Origin of the sequence: Microlunatus ginsengisoli (assembly GCF_039537205.1) — a bacterium.
GTDB lineage: Bacteria > Actinomycetota > Actinomycetes > Propionibacteriales > Propionibacteriaceae > Microlunatus > Microlunatus ginsengisoli.
The window spans coordinates 220,883-238,359 of sequence record NZ_BAABAB010000022.1 but is presented as its reverse complement, the minus strand read 5'-3'; the positions used below and the strand labels follow the sequence as shown (position 1 = coordinate 238,359).

Here is a 17,477-nt window from a genome sequence, read left to right as displayed (position 1 = left end):
CCGTGAGTGCATGACGCTCGCCCATGCCCACTGCCGCTCCGCCTACGACCGCCGGGATGGCGGCGCGGCCCACGCCGGCCGTGTCCGGCGGCGTCCTGCCGCGTTCGCCGGGATCAAGGATCTGGACCGGTTGAACACAGCCGACCGGCAGCTGGCGAAGCTGGCGCCGATGACCTTGACTCTGCCGGGGGACGGCTCGGGACGGGTGCGCGATCAGCTTCCGCGGGTGGTGATGGCGAAGGAGTTGCTGCTCAGATCGGTGAAGTTGCCGACCGTCGCATCCACCTGACAGCTGTCCGAGACCGATGCCGCGCTGACCACCAGACCGTCGGGGGAGATCGACAGCGCGCCCGAGCAGCCGTCGGAGAACCGGACCCCGGACGTACCGCCGGCGACCGCGATCAGCGTCGTCGACGGGCGTCCGGACGGCGGGCTGACGAACAGCGGGTTCAGCTGGTCGACTCCGTTCGGCCACACCGGGAGCAGGGATATCCGCAGCGTCCTCCCGCTCACCGTCCGGCTCGGCGCCACGACCTGGATGTCGGTCATCCGCTGCGCCGGATAAGCCGTGCTGGCCGTGTCGCTGTCACCGGTCGCCGTCTCGGTCGCCTCGGCCGCGGACTGCAACCACTGCTGCAGGGCGGCCGTCGGGTCGCCGTCGAGCGCGCCCAGGGCGACCGTCGCCGACACCTGGGTGGTGCCGCGGGCGGGTACCTGGGCCGGTTCGACGGACCAGCCGCACGGTGCGTCGATGCCGGTCACCGCGCTCAAGTTGCGCCGTACGGTGACGTTTTCCCAGACGACGGACGGACACCGGCCCTGGGCGGTCGTCGCCGGCAGCACCTCGAGGAACGGTCCGAGCAACGGCGCCCGCTGTGCGGAGTAGCTGATCGTCAGTCGGGCCGAACGGGTCGCGGCGTCCCAGGTCGCCGATCGGGCGATGCCGAGTCCGGTCACGGTGGGCTGGGACTGTTGCTGGACCGGCACCGCGGTCGGCTCGGCCGACGGGCCGGTGCTCGGCGAACCCCGGCGCTCGGCGATCCAGAACACGCCCAGTCCGATGACGAGAGCGATGGCCACCAGCGACGCGACGGCCTGCGGACTGCGCCAGCGGACGCTGCGCAGCCGATCGACGACGCGCCGCCGAGGAAGCTCCTCGGCGGGCTCGGTCGGGCGGGTCGTCGCCGCCACCACCATCGGTCGGAGGATGGTCTCGCCCGACGGTGCGCCCAGGTCCGGCAGCGGGGGAGCGCTCGACCTGCCGGTGCCCGCTCCGGAGCCGGCCGCCGTCGGATCCGAGGGCGTGGCAGTGGCGGTGGAGTCCGTCGCGGACGTCGACGATCTCGGCCGCTCGATGCCGCGGAGCTCGGTCGCCGGACCGCCCGCAGGCGGAAAGGATGCGGGAGCCAGCTGGGTCTCCAGCGCCGGCAGCTCGAACACCTCCTCCGGCAGTGCCCGCAGCAGGGCCGACGCCTCGCGGGCGGTGGGCCGGCCGGCCGGGCTCTTGTCCAGCAGCTGCTCCAGCGCCTCCCACAGCGGGGCGGGGACGGGCAGCCGAGGCGGGAGGCTGGTGACGTGCCGGTGGGCGATCACGTAGCCGGTGCCGGGGCCGGCGAACGGGGTCCGGCCGGCGAGCAGCTCGTACAGCAGGACGCCCGCCGCATAGACGTCCACCTCGACGTCCGCCGACCCGGTCAGCAGCTGCTCCGGGGCCATGTACTCCGGCGTGCCGACCAGGCCGGTGGACGTGCCGCCGCGGTCACCCAACAGGCTGGACACGCCGAAGTCGGACAGCTTGACCCCGAGCGGTGCGGTCTCGCGCCACCGGGACGCGACCAGCACGTTGTCCGGTTTGACGTCGCGATGCAGCACCCGGCGCTCGTGGGCCAGGGTGAGACCGTCGAGCACCCCGACACTCGCGTGCAGCGCGAGCCCGGCCGGCAGCGGCCCGTCGGCAAGGACGGTCCGCAGCGAACCGCCGTCGACGTACTCCATCACGAAGGCCAGCCGATCGCCTTCGGCCACGAGGTCGCGGACGGCGACAATGTTGGGATGGCGCAGGCCGACCAGGATTGATCGTTCGCGGATGAACCGGCCGACGAGCTCGTGGTCCTCGACGTACTCCGATCTCAGCAGCTTCGCCGCGATCTGCTCACCCGTACGCCGGTCCGTGCCACGCCACACCTCGCCGGCCGCGCCGCGGCCGATCCGCTCGACCAGCTGGTAGGACGCGCCGAGCGCCCGGTCGACACCTTCCGCTGGCACGCCAGCAACCGTACTTGGGACGGGGCGCACGACGTCCGGCAGCCGCCGCTGAACCGATCGGACCTCCCGTTCGTCCTGACCTGAACAACCGTCGAGCCGCGCGGCGCCGACAACGTTCCCACAGCTCGGGGACAGCCGGAGTTGCTTGAGTGGTCGACACCATCCACCGCGACGACCGGAAGGCCAGCCGTGACCGAGCACCCCCACCCGACTCCCGACACCCGATATGACGACCGGCCCGACGCTGCGTCCCCCTTCGTCTCGGCGGCCGGACACCCGCGCGGCCGTACCGTCTTGAAGGCTGCCGGTCTGCTGACCCTCGCCGGCGGCGGTACCGCGGTGCTCGCCGCCTGCAGCAGCGGCGAGACCACGAGCCCCTCGCCGAGCGCCGCCGCTAGCTCGACGGCCGCGTCCTCGCCGAGCGCTGCCCAGTCCAGCAGCGAGCCGAGCAAGGCCGCCAGCTCCGCCACGGAGAAGGCCCCGAGCGGTCCGAGCGTGTCGGAGTCGTCGGTGCCCGCGGGCAGCGGCGTGATCATGGAGGACGCCGACTTCGTCGTCACCCAACCCAGCACGGGCGAGTTCAAGGCGTTCAGCAAGATCTGTACGCACCAGAATTGCGCGGTCACCGAGGTCACCGACACGATCGACTGCAAGTGCCACGGCAGCAAGTTCTCGATCACCGACGGCTCGGTCGTGAACGGCCCCGCCACCCGGCCGCTGGCCGAGTCCAAGACGACGGTGACCGGCGGCAAGGTGTACGTCGACGCCTGACCCGGCTCCGCCTGCCGTCCGTATCCCGTCAGCCGCTTCACACCCCTGGCTGCCACCCCACACCCCTGGCTGCCGCCCCACACCCCAAGCAGGCGGTGTGAAGCGGCAGCGATGGGTGTGAAGCCTCTGGAAGCCTTGGAGGCGCGGAGCGGGCGCGAGCCGGACATCACCGGCGAGTGTCGGGTAGCGGAGCGCCGGGCTTTCACTTCCGACTGAACGAGCGGGCGGTCGGAGACTGCGGCAGCGCCCGGTATGCCGGCCTGCGAGTGAGGGAGGAAGTGGAAGCCTTGGAGGCGCGGAGCGGGCGCGAGCCGGACATCACCGGCGAGCGTCGGGTAGCGGAGCGCCGGGCTTTCACTTCCGACTGAACGAGCAGGCGGTCGGAGACTGCGGCAGCGCCCGGTATGCCGACCTGCGAGCGAGGGAGAAAGTGAAAGCCTCGGAGGCGCGGAGCGGGCGCGAGCCGGACATCACCGGCGAGCGTCGGGTAGCGGAGCGCCGGGCTTTCACTTCCGACTGAACGAGCAGGCGATCGGAGACTGCGGCAGCGCCCGGTATGCCGACCTGCGAGCGAGGGAGAAAGTGAAAGCCTCGGAGGCGCGGAGCGGGCGCGAGCCGGAAAACACTGTCGGCGGGCCCGCCTAGGCTGATGGGGTGCCGACCCGACTGACCCGAACGCCGGCGTTCCGGCCGAAGCCGGGCGAGATCCCGGACCAGCCCGGGGTCTACCGGTTCTCCGACGCCGACGGCCGGGTGATCTATGTCGGCAAGGCGAAGAGCCTGCGGTCGCGGCTGAACTCGTATTTCGGCGACCCGGCCGGTCTGCACCACCGCACGGCGACGATGGTGGCGACGGCTCGGCACGTGGACTGGACCGTGGTGCAGACCGAGGTCGAGGCGCTGCAGCTGGAGTACTCCTGGATCAAGGAGTTCGACCCGCGGTTCAACGTGAAATACCGCGACGACAAGTCCTATCCGTGGCTGGCGGTCACGATGTCGGAGGAATATCCGCGGGTGATGGTCGGCCGCGGCGCGAAGAAGAAGGGCACCCGCTACTTCGGCCCGTACTCCCACGCCTGGGCCATCCGGGAGACGGTCGACCTGGTCCTCCGAGTCTTTCCGATGCGATCGTGCCGGCCGGGGGTGTTCAAGAACCACCGGCAGCTGGGCCGACCGTGCCTGCTCGGCTACATCGGCAAGTGCAGCGCGCCCTGCGTCGGCCGAGTCAGCGCCGAGGAACACCGCGAGATCGCCGAGGACTTCTGCCAGTTCATCGGCGGCCATGCCGCGCCGTTGATCAAGGGGCTGGAGCGGGACATGCGGGCGGCCAGCGCCGAGCTCGAGTTCGAGAAGGCCGCCGTGCTGCGCGACGACATCGCCGCCCTGCAGCAGGCGATGGAGAAGAACGCCATCGTGTTCCGCGACGGCACCGATGCGGACGTGATCGCCCTGGCCGAGGACCCGCTCGAGGTCGCGGTGCAGATCTTCCACGTCCGGCAGGGCCGGGTGCGTGGCGAACGCGGCTGGGTGGCCGACCGGGTCGACGACGGCGGCACCGACGAGCTGATCGAGAACTTCCTGCTCCAGCTCTACGCTGACGCCGACGAGGACTCCGGCATCCCGCGCGAGATCCTGGTCCCCGCGCTGCCCAGTTCGCTGGAGTCGCTGACCCAGCTGCTGACCGAGCAGCGCGGCTCAGCGGTGCAGATCCGGGTGCCGCAGCGCGGCGACAAGCGCACGCTGATGGAGACCGTCGCCCGCAACGCGAGCGAGGCGCTGGTCCGGCACAAGACCACCAGGGCCGGCGACCTGTCCACCCGCAACCGCGCCCTGGAAGAGATCCAGGAGGCGCTGGACCTACCGAGCCCGCCGCTGCGGATCGAGTGCTACGACATCTCCAACCTGCAGGGCACCGAGGTGGTCGCCTCGATGGTGGTGTTCGAGGACGGCCTGCCGCGCAAGAGCGAATACCGCCGGTTCGTGATCCGCGGGGTCGACGGCCAGAACGACGTCGCGGCCATGCACGAGGTGATCACCAGGCGGTTCCGCCGGCTGCTGGACGAGCGGCGACCCGGCGTGGTCGACGACGGCTCGGGCAGCACCGAGGAGGGCCCGCTGCTGATCGACCCGACGACCGGCGCACCGCGGAAGTTCGCGTACGCCCCGGCGCTGGTGGTGGTCGACGGCGGGCCGCCGCAGGTCGCCGCGGCGGCGGCCGCGATGACCGAGCTCGGCATCGACGACGTAGCGCTGTGCGGGCTGGCCAAGCGGCTGGAGGAGGTGTGGCTGCCCGACAGCGACGAGCCGGTGATCCTGTCCCGGACCAGCGAGGGGCTGTATCTGCTGCAGCGGATCCGGGACGAAGCGCACCGGTTCGCCATCACCCACCACCGCAACCGGCGGAGCAAGTCGATGGTCGAGTCGCTGCTGGACGACGTACCCGGGCTGGGGGAGGTCCGGCGCAAGGCGCTGATCAGCCACTTCGGTTCGCTGAAGAAGTTGCGCGCGGCGACCGTCGACGAGATCGCCGCGGTGCCCGGCTTCGGCACCAAGACCGCGCTCGCGATCAAGGTCCGGCTGGACGCGAAGCCGCAGCCGGAGGCGGTCAACACCGCGACCGGTGAGATCCTGACCTGACCCGAGTCTGAACCGGCATGGCAGCGCTTCGTTATTTCGTGATGGCCTCCCTCGACGGCTTCATCGCCGACCGGACCGGGAACTTCGACTGGGCCGCGCCCGACGAGGAGGTGCACGGCTTCGTCAACGACCGGATGCGCGACGTCGGGACCTATCTGTACGGCCGGCGGATGTGGGACACCATGCGCTACTGGCAGACCGCTCCGGACTCGGCCGGGACGGAACCGGTCGCGGCCGACTTCGCCCGGATCTGGCGGGCCGCGGAGAAGATCGTCTATTCGGCCACGCTGACCGAGCTCGACAGTCCGCACACCCGGTTGAGGTCCCGCTTCGACGCCGGCGAGGTCGCCGAGCTGATCGCCTCGGCCGACGCCGACCTCGCCGTCGGCGGTGCGGGGCTGGCCGCGTACGCGCTCCGCGCCGGGCTCGTGGACGAGATCGAGTTCCTCGCCGTGCCCGTGCTGGTCGGTGGCGGCACACACTGGCTGCCGCCCGATCTCCGGCTCGATCTCGAGCTCCTCGACGAGCACCGGTTCGCGTCCGGTTCGGTCGATCTTCGCTATCGGGTGCGCCGCTAGGGGTCCCGCCGCCGGCCCGCTCGCGATAATGGTCCGGTGAGCACCGCCCGCCTTCCCGATCCGCCCGACCCTGACGAGGCCGATTCCCCCGCGGCCGCCGGCGAACTCGCCGGCACCGGGCCCGCGCCGGAGGCCGGCACCGAGCCGGAGGCCGGACCCGAGCCGGAGGCTGGCACGGAGCCGGAGGCCGGACCGGCGCCGCTTCGGCTGGTGATCGTCACCGGCATGTCGGGGGCCGGCCGGTCGACGGCAGCGAACGCGCTGGAGGACCTCGATTGGTATGTCGTCGACAACCTCCCGCCGACGCTGGTGGAAGAGGTGTGCGCTCAGGCTCGGCGGAGCAACCTGACCAAGCTCGCGGTGGTCATCGACGTCCGCACCCGGACCTTCTTCGAACAGCTGCCGACGATGTTCGCGGACCTGAACAGGGCCGGCGTCTTGCCGGAGATCCTCTATCTCGAGGCCGCCGACGACGTGATCGTCCGGCGCCAGGAGTCGGTCCGCCGGCCGCACCCGCTGCAGGGCGACGGTCGGCTGCTGGACGGGATCCACCGCGAGCGGGAGACGCTGGCCACGCTCCGGGCCGCGGCGGACCTGGTGGTGGACACCTCCGCGATCAACATCCATCAGCTCCGGTCCCGGATCAGCTACACCTACGGCGGCGAGGAGGACGCGCCGTTGAAGGTCACGCTGCTTTCGTTCGGTTTCAAGAACGGGTTGCCGGTCGACGCCGATCTCGTCCTCGACGTTCGTTTCCTGCCCAACCCGCACTGGATTCCCGCCCTGCGTCCGCAGACCGGACTCAGCCGCGAGGTCAGCGAGTACGTCCTCAGCCGCGACGGCGCCGAGGAGTTCCTGACTCGGCTGCAGGCGCTGATCGAGGTGATGATCGGCGGTTATGTCCAGGAGGGCAAGCGGTTCGTCACGATCGCCATCGGATGCACCGGTGGCAAGCACCGCAGCACCGCGATGGCGGAGGAGCTCGGCCGCCGGCTGCGGGTCGCCGGGCTGCCGACGAAGGTGTTGCACCGAGATCTGGGGCGGGAGTGAGCGGACTGGACGGGGACAACTACTGGCGGCTCGGCCGGCTGCGCCCGGCGCTGCCGCGGGTGGTCGCGTTCGGCGGCGGGCACGGCCTGTTCGCCTCGTTGAGCGCGCTGCGCCGGGTCACCGACAACCTGACCGCGATCGTCACCGTCGCCGACGACGGCGGCTCGTCGGGCCGGTTGCGGGCCGAGTTCGACTGCCTCCCGCCGGGCGACCTGCGGATGGCGCTGGCGGCGTTGTGCGGCGACGACGAGTCGGGCCGGACCTGGGCGGACGTGCTCCAGTCCCGGTTCGGCGGGCACGGGCCGCTGGCCGGACACGCGATCGGGAACCTGCTCATCGCCGGCCTGTGGCAGAGTCTCGGCGACCCGGTCGCCGGGCTGGACATGGTCGCCCGGCTGCTCGGCGCCAAGGGCCGGGTGCTGCCGATGTCGGCGGTGCCGCTGGAGATCCTGGCCGAGGTGATCGGGATGGATCCGCTGAGCCCCGACGAGGTGTCGTCGATCCGCGGCCAGGCGGCGGTGGCCAAGACCCAGGGCGAGGTCCGCTCGGTCCATCTGATCCCGGAGGACCCGCCTGCGTGTCGGGAGGCGGTCGACTCGATCGACGCCGCGGACTGGATCATCCTCGGTCCGGGCTCGTGGTTCACCTCGGTGATCCCGCACCTGCTGGTGCCCGGCCTGGCCGCCGCGATCCATCGCACCTCGGCCCGCCGGCTGCTGGCGCTGAACCTGGAGCCGGCCGGGGAGACCGCCGGGTTCACCGCCGCCCGCCACATCGAGCTGTTGGCCGAGCACGCGCCGGACCTCCGGCTCGACGTGGTGCTCGCCGACGAGGGGTTCGCCGCGAACGACCCGCACCTGGACTCCTACGCCGCCTCGATGGGGGCCAAGTTGATCGTGGCCGACCTCGCCGCCCGGGACGGTTCGCCGCGGCACGACGTCTTCCGGCTGGCCTCCGCGTACGCCGAGGTCCTGGGCATCTAGCACCGACCTCCGCGGCCACCGTGCGACGAGGCCGAAGCATGGTGTCCGCACACCGGTCAGGCACGACCGTTGCTGACTAGGCGAGTCGTTCGCGACGTCCGACCGGTGCTGCCCTGGCCGCCGGGGCGACCCGCGCCCCGTGGCAAGATGCACCAATGGCCATGACTGCTCAGGTGAAGGCGGAACTGGCGACCGTCAAGGTCACCAAGCCCTGCTGCCGGAAATCCGAAGTGGCGGCCATCCTGAGGTTCTGCAACGGTCTGCACATCGTCAGCGGCAAGATCGTCATCGAGGCCGAGCTGGACACCGGCGCCGCCGCCCGGCGGCTGCGCAACGACATCAGCGAGGTCTTCGACCACACCAGCGAGCTGGTGATCGTCAACGGCTCGGGGCTGCGCCGCGGCACTCGCTACGTGGTCCGCGTGATCAAGGACGGCGAGTCGCTGGCCCGCCAGACGGGACTGATCGACTCGCGCGGCCGGCCGGCCCGCGGGCTGCCGGCGCAGGTCGTCAGCGGAGGTCTCTGCGACTGCGCGGCCGCCTGGCGAGGCGCCTTCCTGGCCCATGGCTCGCTGACCGAACCCGGCCGTTCGATGGCGCTGGAGGTGACCTGTCCGGGACCGGAGGCGGCGCTGGCCCTGGTCGGCGCGGCGCGGCGGATGGGAATCGCGGCCAAGGCGCGCGAGGTGCGCAACGTCGACCGGGTGGTGATCCGCGACGGCGACGCGATCGCCGCGCTGCTCACCCGGCTCGGCGCGCACGAGACCCTGCTGGCCTGGGAGGAGCGCCGGATGCGTCGCGAGGTGCGCGCGTCGGCGAACCGGCTGGCGAACTTCGACGACGCGAACCTGCGCCGGTCCGCCCGGGCGGCGGTGGCCGCGGGTGCCCGCGTCGAAAGAGCGCTGGAAATCCTGGGCGACGACGTCCCCGACCACCTGAAGGCCGCGGGCGTCCTGCGGGTGCAGAACAAGCAGGCCAGCCTCGAGGAGCTCGGTCAGCTGCACGATCCGCAGCTGACCAAGGACGCCGTCGCCGGCCGGATCCGGCGGCTGCTCGCGACGGCCGACAAGCGGGCCGCCGAGCTGGGCATCCCGAACACCGAGGCCAGCCTGAGTGCCGACCTCCTCGACGAGGACTGAGCCCTTTTCACGGCGCTGGGCCGGGTGTCGGGTGGGCAGGCAGACCCGACCGCGACTCGAGCACGGGACCTTGGTCACCAGTTGCGTCGTCGATGAGACCACTGGCGTGAGCGGCTCGTAATCCGATCGGTGCGTTCCGTTAGGGTGAGCGGTGGCTCCACCTCCCGGGGGCCCCAAAGCGACGCTGGAGGGAAACGTAAGCATGACCGTACGCGTAGGCATCAATGGCTTCGGCCGCATCGGCCGGAACTTCTACCGGGCCGCGCAGGCCGCCGGTGCCGACCTCGAGGTGGTGGCCGTCAACGACCTCACCGACAACACCACCCTGGCAAACCTGCTGAAGTACGACTCGATTCTGGGCCGGCTGCCCGGAGACGTGGTCGCCAGCGAGTCCGACATCAGTGTGGACGGCAAGTCGATCAAGGTCTTCGAGGAGCGCGACCCGGGCGCACTGCCCTGGGGCGACCTCGGCGTGGACATCGTGGTCGAGTCGACCGGCATCTTCACCGACGCCACCAAGGCGAAGGCCCACATCGACGGTGGCGCCAAGAAGGTGATCATCTCCGCCCCGGCCAAGAACGAGGACATCACCGTCGTGCTGGGGGTGAACGACGACCAGTACGACCCGGCGTCGCACCACATCATCTCCAACGCCTCCTGCACCACGAACTGCCTGGGCCCGATGGCCAAGGCGCTGAACGACTCGATCGGCATCGTCAAGGGTCTGATGACGACGATCCACGCCTACACCCAGGACCAGAACCTGCAGGACGGTCCGCACAAGGACCCGCGCCGGGCCCGGGCTGCCGCCCTCAACATGGTGCCGACCTCGACGGGTGCGGCCAAGGCGATCGGCCTGGTGCTGCCGGAGCTCAAGGGCAAGCTCGACGGCTTCGCCATCCGGGTCCCGGTGCCGACCGGCTCCGCCACCGATCTGACCTTCCAGGCCGGCAAGGAGACCACCGCCGAGGAGGTCAACGCCGCCGTCAAGGCCGCTGCCGAGGGTCCGCTGAAGGGCTACCTGAAGTACAGCGAGGCGCCGCTGGTGTCGACCGACATCGTCACCGACCCGGCCTCCTGCATCTTCGACGCGCCGCTGACCAAGGTGTCCGGCGACCTGGTCAAGGTCATCGGCTGGTACGACAACGAGTGGGGCTACTCCAACCGCCTCGTCGACCTGGTCGGCCTGGTCGGCAAGTCGCTCTGACCTGATCCACAGCACGTGCCCTGAGCCTGTCGAAGGGCTGCTCTGCGCTTCGACAGGCTCAGCGCGCGTGCGGGCCGCGCTCTCGCGGAGAAGAGGACATCATCGTGAAATCTGTTTCCGATCTCGGCGACCTGACCGGCAAGCGGGTGCTGATCCGCTGCGACCTGAACGTCCCGCTCGACGGCAGCACGATCACCGACGACGGCCGGATCCGGGCGTCGCTGCCGACACTGACCCAGCTGCTCGGCGCCGGCGCGTCGGTCGTCGTGATGGCGCACCTGGGCCGGCCGAAGGGCGCGCCCGACCCCAAGTACTCGCTGGCTCCGGCCGCGAAGCGGCTCGGTGAGCTGCTCAGCGTGGAGGTGAAGCTCGCCTCCGACACCGTCGGAGACTCCGCCGCCGAGGTCGTCGCCGGGCTGTCCGCCGGCGAGGTCGCGATGCTGGAGAACGTCCGGTTCGAGCCGGGGGAGACCTCCAAGGACGAGGCCGAGCGGGCCGCGCTGGCGGAGAAGTACGCCGCCTTCGGCGACGTGTTCGTCTCCGACGGCTTCGGCGTGGTGCACCGCAAGCAGGCATCGGTGTACGACGTGGCCAAGCTGCTGCCCAACGCGGCCGGCACCCTGGTGAAGACCGAGGTGGACGTGATGAAGCAGCTGACCGAGACCCCGGCGCGGCCGTACGTCGTCGTGCTCGGCGGTGCCAAGGTCTCCGACAAGCTGGCCGTGATCGCGAACCTGCTGAAGACCGCCGACACGCTGGTGATCGGCGGCGGCATGGTGTTCACCTTCCTTGCCGCCAAGGGCTACGAGGTGGGCAAGAGCTTGCTGGAGGCAGACCAGATCGAGACCGTCAAGGGCTACTTCGCCGAGGCCGAGGCCAGCGGCAAGCAGATCGTGCTGCCCACCGACATCGTGGTCGCGCCGGAGTTCAAGGCGGACTCGCCGCCGACCGTGGTGCCGGCCGACGCGATCCCGGCCGACCAGCTCGGCCTGGACATCGGGCCGGAGTCCTCAGCGGCCTTCGCCGACGCGATCCGCTCGGCGCACACCGTCTTCTGGAACGGCCCGATGGGTGTGGCCGAGTGGGAGGCGTTCGCCGGCGGCACCAAGGCGGTCGCGCAGGCGCTGACCGAGGTCGACGGGCTGTCGGTGGTGGGTGGCGGCGACTCGGCCGCGGCCGTGCGTCAGCTCGGCTTCGCCGACGACGCGTTCGGCCACATCTCGACCGGCGGTGGCGCCAGTCTGGAATACCTCGAAGGCAAGACACTCCCCGGACTCGCCGTCCTGGACGAGCAGGAAGGCTGAACCCCGCATGGCACGCAAGCCGCTGATGGCCGGCAACTGGAAGATGAACCTCAACCACGTGGAAGCCGTGGGTCTGGTGCAGAAGCTGGCCTGGACGCTGCAGGACAAGCGGCACGACCCGGCCAAGTCCGAGGTCGTGGTGATCCCGCCGTTCACCGACCTGCGGTCGGTGCAGACCCTGATCGACGGCGACAAGCTCGAGCTGGCCTACGGCGCGCAGGACCTGTCGCCGTTCGACGGCGGCGCCTACACCGGTGACATCTCGGCCGACATGCTGGTCAAGCTGGGCTGCACGTACGTCGTGGTGGGCCACTCCGAGCGCCGGCAGTATCACGACGAGGACGACAACACCGTCAACGCCAAGACCATCCAGGCGATCAAGAAGGGCCTCGTGCCGATCGTCTGCGTCGGCGAGGGGCTGGAGGTCCGCAAGGCGGCGCAGCACGTCGAGTTCACGCTCGGTCACGTGCGCGGCGCGCTGGCGGAGCTGACCGACGAGCAGATCGGGGCGCTGGTGATCGCCTACGAGCCGGTCTGGGCCATCGGCACCGGCGAGGTGGCGACCCCGGAGGATGCGCAGGAGGTCTGCGGTGCCATCCGCGACTGGCTGCGCCGGCACCACGGCGACGCCACCGCGGACGCGACCCGGATCCTCTATGGCGGCTCCGTGAAGGCCAGCAACGTCGGCGCGATCATGGCCCAGCCGGACATCGACGGCGCCCTGGTCGGCGGCGCGAGCCTGCAGGTCGACGAGTTCGCCGGCATCGCCCGCTACTACGACCTGCCCACCGCCTGAGCGCGAGAAGCGAACGTACCCGATCCGGTGAGTTAGGCTTGTGCGGTGCATCTGCCTGACCGCTGCTGGACAGCACACTGCTCGATCGACGACTGTGGAGTGAGCAACGCCGTATGACCGTGCCCATCATCATCTTCTCGATCGTGCTGGTGATCACCAGTCTCGCGCTGGCTTTGTCGATTCTGCTGCACAAGGGTCGCGGCGGCGGCCTGTCCGACCTGTTCGGCGGCGGCATCTCCAGCTCGCTGGGCGGGTCCAGCATCGCCGAGCGGAACCTGGACCGGTTGACGATCATCATCGGCGTGGTCTGGCTGGCCTCGATCGTCGCCTTGAACCTGTTGTACAAGCTGGGCGGCTGAGCAGCCGATCCGGCAGTAGGTCCGTGAACGACCCGAAACGCACCGAATCCCAACGACAAGAGTCCCACAGACCCTAGAGCGAGAAGTCGAGGAGAACCGAAGTGGCTGGTGGCAGCGCCATTCGTGGTAGCCGTGTCGGGGCAGGCCCGATGGGCGAGGCCGAGCGCGGCGACGCCGCGCCGCGGCTGATCGTCTCGTACTTCTGCGCCCACGGTCACGAGACCAAGCCGGCATTCGCCGCCGATGCTCAGATCCCCGAGACCTGGGACTGCCCGCGCTGTGGGCTGCCGGCCAACTGCGACGCGCTGAACCCGCCGCCGCCGCCGAAGATCGAGCCCTACAAGACCCACCTCGCCTACGTCAAGGAGCGCCGCTCCGATCAGGAGGCGGCCGACATCCTGACCGAGGCGCTGACCGCTCTCCGCGCTCGCCGGGCCGCCGGCGAGGTCATCTACTGACCCTCGGCCTCGCTCGACCGGCCGCGCACCGCGCTGCCGCCGCCGTCGCGACGTTTTCGGACACTCGACCTCGTCTGGCGTGCCGACCTCGGCGTGTCGCCGATATTTCCGGACACTCGCGATAGGGGAACGGTCCGCAGGCGGCGGGACGGCGCCGGGCGGGTAGCTCAGACGGCCGCGGGGACGCGGGCCGCGCGGAGGAGGACGGCCACCGCGGCGAGATCTTGCAGGCCGACGCCGACCGAGTCGAAGACGGTGATCTGCTCGTTCGCCGTACGGCCGAGCCGCCGTCCCGTCAGCACCTGACCGAGCTCGGTCGCCACGTCGTCCCGACCGATCACGCCCTCGGCCAACGGGATCAAGACGTCGCCGGACTCGGCCAGCGCGGTCTCGACCGTGTCGACGACGACGCGCGCTCGGCGGACGGCGAGGCTGTCGAGCTCGCGATGATCGGAGCGTGGTGGTGCGCCGACCGCGTTCACGTGCTGGCCCGGCCGGAGCCACTCACCACGGATCAACGGATCCCTCGACGGGGTCAGCGTGCACACGATGTCCGAGCGGTCGAAGACCCCCTTGACATCGGGCACCACGACGGCGGCGAAGCCCAGGGCGCGGGCCTCGTCGGCGAACCCGGCGGCGGTCGTAGCGGTCCGGCTCCACACCGTCACCTCCCGGATCGTGCGGACGGTCGAGATGGCCGCCAGGTGGGTCCGCGCGAGCGCGCCGGCGCCCACGAAGCCCAGCCGTGAGCTGGCGGGGGCGGCCAGGGCGTTCGTGGCGACCGCCGAGGCGGCCGCGGTCCGCCACCTGGTCACGTACGCTCCCGGCAGGCTGGCCCGCAGCTCACCGGTGTCCATGTCGAAGGCCTGGATGGTCGACTGCTGGACCGGTCGCCCGAGGCGCGCATTGTCGGGGCAGTCGATGAGGGTCTTCACCACGGCCAGCCGCCACCGCGACGACGCGGCGATCATCGGGACCAACGCCGCCGAGGACCCGTCGATGCGCACGGCGTGCCGGGGTGGGACGAACGCGACGCCGTCGGCGTGGTCGCGATGAGCCTGCTCGACGGCCGCGATCAGCTCGCCGGGATCGAGCCGGGCACCGATCTCGTCGTCGGCCAGGGTCAGCGCGGGCATCAGCGCACCGCCCGGAGGAACGCCTGCGTCCGGGCGTGGCGTGGCTCGGTGATGACCTGCTCGGCCGAACCGCTCTCGACGATCGTGCCGCCGTCGAAGAAGACGACCCGGTCCGCCACGTCGCGGGCGAAGCCCATCTCGTGGGTGACGACGATCATGGTCATCCCGCTCTGGGCGAGATCGCGCATCACGGCCAGGACGTCGCCGACCAGTTCCGGGTCCAGCGCGGAGGTGGGCTCGTCGAACAGCATCACCTTGGGCTGCATGCAGAGGGCCCGGGCGATCGCGACCCGCTGTTGCTGGCCGCCGGACAGCTGCCGCGGGTAGGCGTTGCGCTTCTCCGCCAGGCCCACTCGCTCCAGCAGTTCCTCGCCCAGCCGGACGGTGTCCGCCTTCGGCCGGCGGAGGACGAGCTGGGGAGCCATCGTGATGTTGTCGATCACCCGCAGATTGGGGAACAGGTTGAAGTGCTGGAAGACCATCCCGATCGTGGCCCGGGTCTGGCACATGGCCTTGTCGGACTGCTCGTGCAGCGCGTCGCCGCGCTGGACGTACCCGACGATATCGCCGTCGACCCAGATCTGCCCGGCGTCGACCCGCTCGAGGTGGTTGATGCACCGCAGGAAGGTGCTCTTGCCGGAGCCGGACGGGCCGATCAGGCAGACCACCTCACCGGGCGCGACGTCGAGGTCGACGCCCTTGAGCACATGGTTGGTGCCATAGCTCTTGACCACGCCGTGGGCCCGCACCATCAGTCGCTGGGGTGCCGCGTGCACCGGCTCGGTGCTGCCGGAGGTCTCGATCACGGGCATGGTCAGGCCGCCTTTCGATGACGAAGGACTCGCTGGGTGAGTTGTTCGAGCCGGGAGACCCGCTGGGTGCGGCCCCCGCGGGCGAAGTGGCGTTCGAGGTAGTACTGGCCGACCCCGAGCACGCTGGTCACCGCGAGATACCAGATGCTGGCAACGATGAGCAGCGGGATGGTCTCGAAGTTCTTGGCGTAGATCAGCTGGCTGGAATAGAGCAGGTCCGGCACGGCCAGCACGCTGACCAGCGAGGTGGTCTTCAGCATGCCGATCGTCTCGTTGCCGGTCGGCGGGATGATCACCCGCATCGCCTGCGGCAGGACGACCCTACGCATGGCCTGCAGCCGGGTGAGTCCGAGCGCGGTGGATGCCTCGGTCTGACCGGAGTCGACCGAGAGGATGCCGGCCCGGACGATCTCCGCCATGTACGCGGCCTCGTTCAGCCCCAGGCCGAGGATCGCCGCCATCGCGGGGCTGATCAACTGGTTGGAGTTGAGATGGATCCCTGGCAGGCCGAACGTGATGTCGGGATAGAGCGCGGCCAGGTTGAACCAGAACAGCAGCTGGACCAGGACCGGCGTGCCGCGGAAGAACCAGATGTAGCCGAACGAGATGGTGGACAGCACCGGGTTGTCGGAGAGCCGCATGATCGCCAGCACCACGGCGAGCACGATGCCGATGACCATGCAGACCGCGGTCAGCCACAAGGTGGTGCCCAGGCCCTTGGCGATGTTGACGTCGCGCAGGAAGGCCCAGACGACGTCCCAGCCGACCCGCTCGTTGGTGAAGAAGCTGATCAGGAAGGACCCGGCCACGAACAGCAGGGCTGCGGCCGCGATCCAGCGACCGGGATGGCGTCGCGGGACGACCTTCAGTGTCGGTTCCGCCGTCACGGGCGGCGTAATGGTCGGCGCGCTCATCTCAGACTCCCGGGTTCGGTGCGAAGTTGCTCGCCGGAACCGACCAGGTGGCCGCGATCTCGGCGATCGTGCCGTCGGCGTACAGCTCCTTGACCGCCTCTTCGACCGCCGGCTTCAGCGGCGAGTTCTTCTGCAGTGCGATGCCGGTCGGGCGTGCCTCGTAGACGTCCCCCGGAGCGAGCTCGAAGCGACCGCCGGCCAGCTTGGCCTGGTAGGCGATCGCCGTGCTGTCGCCCATCATCGCGTCGACCCGGCCGCTGGCGATGGCCAAGATGGTGTCGTTCTGCGACGGGAACAGCGAGATGGTGATCGCCGGCTTTCCGGCGTCGGTGCACTGCTTGCTCAGCGCGGGCAGCTGCTCGATGGCCTGCGTGGTGCCCTTCTGTGCGGCGACGGTGTGCCCGCAGAGGGTCTGCCAGTCCATCGCGAGCTGCTGCGGGTTCCCCCTGGGCGCCGCGATGCCCGCGCCGCCCTGCAGGTAGGTGACGAAGTCGACGACCTTCTCCCGCTCGGGGGTGACGGAGAAGCTGGACGCCGCGGCGTCGTACCGGCCGGCGGCCAGGCCGGTCAGGATGCTGTCGAAGCCGGCGTTCACCGGCTGGAACGTGACGCCCAGCTTGGCGCCGACCGCGTGCATGACGTCGACGTCGAAGCCGACGATGTTCTTGTTGCCGGCGTCGAACTGCTCGAACGGCGGGTACGAGGCGTCGGTGGCGAAGTGCAGGGTCTTGCCCTTGGCATCGGCCGGGACCAGGGCGGCGGCCTTGGCCGAGACGGCGGTCGATGCGGCGCCGGACGACTCGGCCGGCCGGCTCGCGCCGCCCGCGCCGGCCGCACCGCCCGCGCCGGCCGCACCGCCCGCGCCGGCCGACGGTCCGGTCTGGGCGCCGACGTCCTGCGATGCGTTGGTGCAGGCGCTGAGGGCGGCGAGGGACGCGACCACGGCGGCCGCGAGAAGTGCTGTGCGTGCTCTCATCTGAGTGGTTCCTTCGGGGTTCACGACGGTGTGAGGACGGGAATTTGGGTTCGGCGGCCGAGCGCGTTCACGGAGGGCGCGGGGCGCTGGCT

Annotated in this window: 17 protein-coding genes; 12 read left to right on the top strand and 5 right to left on the bottom strand. The window is 70.5% G+C overall.

Features of this window, described 5'->3' with window-relative positions; all coding sequences use genetic code 11:
- The first annotated feature begins 10 nt into the window (after window positions 1-10).
- Window positions 11-289, top strand: a complete 279-nt coding sequence (locus tag ABD747_RS16050) for a hypothetical protein (RefSeq protein ID WP_344806330.1) — start codon at window positions 11-13, stop codon at window positions 287-289.
- Here ABD747_RS16050 and ABD747_RS16045 read toward each other — a convergent pair.
- Entirely contained in the window at window positions 214-2,265 is a 2,052-nt protein-coding gene (locus ABD747_RS16045) for a serine/threonine-protein kinase (RefSeq protein WP_344806328.1), read from the bottom strand. The two genes, ABD747_RS16050 and ABD747_RS16045, sit on opposite strands and share 76 nt — an antisense overlap.
- 189 nt (window positions 2,266-2,454) lie before the next feature.
- Between ABD747_RS16045 and ABD747_RS16040 the strand changes: the two genes are divergently transcribed.
- The 11 genes from ABD747_RS16040 (at window position 2,455) to ABD747_RS15990 (ending at window position 13,547) form a co-directional block, all read left to right on the top strand.
- Window positions 2,455-3,036, top strand: a complete 582-nt coding sequence (locus ABD747_RS16040) for a QcrA and Rieske domain-containing protein (RefSeq protein ID WP_344806326.1) — start codon at window positions 2,455-2,457, stop codon at window positions 3,034-3,036.
- A gap of 654 nt (window positions 3,037-3,690) precedes the next feature.
- The gene (uvrC, locus tag ABD747_RS16035; protein ID WP_344806324.1) at window positions 3,691-5,673 is read left to right on the top strand and encodes an excinuclease ABC subunit UvrC; all 1,983 of its coding nucleotides are present in this window, start codon (window positions 3,691-3,693) and stop codon (window positions 5,671-5,673) included.
- Window positions 5,674-5,690: 17 nt separating this feature from the next.
- Window positions 5,691-6,251, top strand: coding sequence for a dihydrofolate reductase family protein (locus tag ABD747_RS16030; RefSeq protein WP_344806322.1), 561 nt, complete (start codon window positions 5,691-5,693; stop codon window positions 6,249-6,251).
- Window positions 6,252-6,458: 207 nt separating this feature from the next.
- Window positions 6,459-7,301 (top strand): RNase adapter RapZ, encoded by an 843-nt coding sequence (gene rapZ, locus ABD747_RS16025; protein ID WP_344806698.1) that lies wholly within the window; start codon window positions 6,459-6,461, stop codon window positions 7,299-7,301.
- 38 nt (window positions 7,302-7,339) lie between these two features.
- A complete protein-coding gene (locus tag ABD747_RS16020) occupies window positions 7,340-8,284 on the top strand; it encodes a gluconeogenesis factor YvcK family protein (protein WP_344806696.1) in 945 nt (314 codons plus the stop codon).
- 155 nt (window positions 8,285-8,439) lie between these two features.
- Complete coding sequence (gene whiA, locus ABD747_RS16015) at window positions 8,440-9,423, top strand: DNA-binding protein WhiA (RefSeq protein WP_344806320.1); 984 nt, start codon at window positions 8,440-8,442, stop codon at window positions 9,421-9,423.
- Between the two features lie 202 nt (window positions 9,424-9,625).
- The gene (gene gap / locus ABD747_RS16010; protein ID WP_344806318.1) at window positions 9,626-10,630 is read left to right on the top strand and encodes a type I glyceraldehyde-3-phosphate dehydrogenase; all 1,005 of its coding nucleotides are present in this window, start codon (window positions 9,626-9,628) and stop codon (window positions 10,628-10,630) included.
- A gap of 104 nt (window positions 10,631-10,734) precedes the next feature.
- Window positions 10,735-11,934 (top strand): phosphoglycerate kinase, encoded by a 1,200-nt coding sequence (locus ABD747_RS16005; protein WP_344806316.1) that lies wholly within the window; start codon window positions 10,735-10,737, stop codon window positions 11,932-11,934.
- A 7-nt stretch (window positions 11,935-11,941) separates the two neighbouring features.
- Entirely contained in the window at window positions 11,942-12,730 is a 789-nt protein-coding gene (gene tpiA, locus ABD747_RS16000) for a triose-phosphate isomerase (protein ID WP_344806314.1), read from the top strand.
- A gap of 113 nt (window positions 12,731-12,843) precedes the next feature.
- On the top strand, window positions 12,844-13,089 hold the full coding sequence (gene secG, locus ABD747_RS15995) for a preprotein translocase subunit SecG (RefSeq protein WP_344806312.1): 246 nt from the start codon (window positions 12,844-12,846) through the stop codon (window positions 13,087-13,089).
- Between the two features lie 101 nt (window positions 13,090-13,190).
- Window positions 13,191-13,547 (top strand): RNA polymerase-binding protein RbpA, encoded by a 357-nt coding sequence (locus tag ABD747_RS15990; protein WP_344806310.1) that lies wholly within the window; start codon window positions 13,191-13,193, stop codon window positions 13,545-13,547.
- 167 nt (window positions 13,548-13,714) lie between these two features.
- On the opposite strand, the gene ABD747_RS15985 is transcribed toward ABD747_RS15990, so the two are convergent.
- The 4 genes from ABD747_RS15985 to ABD747_RS15970 form a co-directional block, all read right to left on the bottom strand.
- Complete coding sequence (locus tag ABD747_RS15985; protein ID WP_344806308.1) at window positions 13,715-14,683, bottom strand: ornithine cyclodeaminase family protein; 969 nt, start codon at window positions 14,681-14,683, stop codon at window positions 13,715-13,717.
- A complete protein-coding gene (locus tag ABD747_RS15980; RefSeq protein ID WP_344806694.1) occupies window positions 14,683-15,435 on the bottom strand; it encodes an amino acid ABC transporter ATP-binding protein in 753 nt (250 codons plus the stop codon). The genes ABD747_RS15985 and ABD747_RS15980 overlap by 1 nt, the downstream gene beginning before the upstream one ends.
- 62 nt (window positions 15,436-15,497) lie before the next feature.
- Complete coding sequence (locus ABD747_RS15975; protein WP_344806306.1) at window positions 15,498-16,409, bottom strand: amino acid ABC transporter permease; 912 nt, start codon at window positions 16,407-16,409, stop codon at window positions 15,498-15,500.
- Window position 16,410: 1 nt separating this feature from the next.
- Window positions 16,411-17,385, bottom strand: a complete 975-nt coding sequence (locus ABD747_RS15970) for an ABC transporter substrate-binding protein (protein ID WP_344806304.1) — start codon at window positions 17,383-17,385, stop codon at window positions 16,411-16,413.
- Window positions 17,386-17,477: the final 92 nt, after the last annotated feature.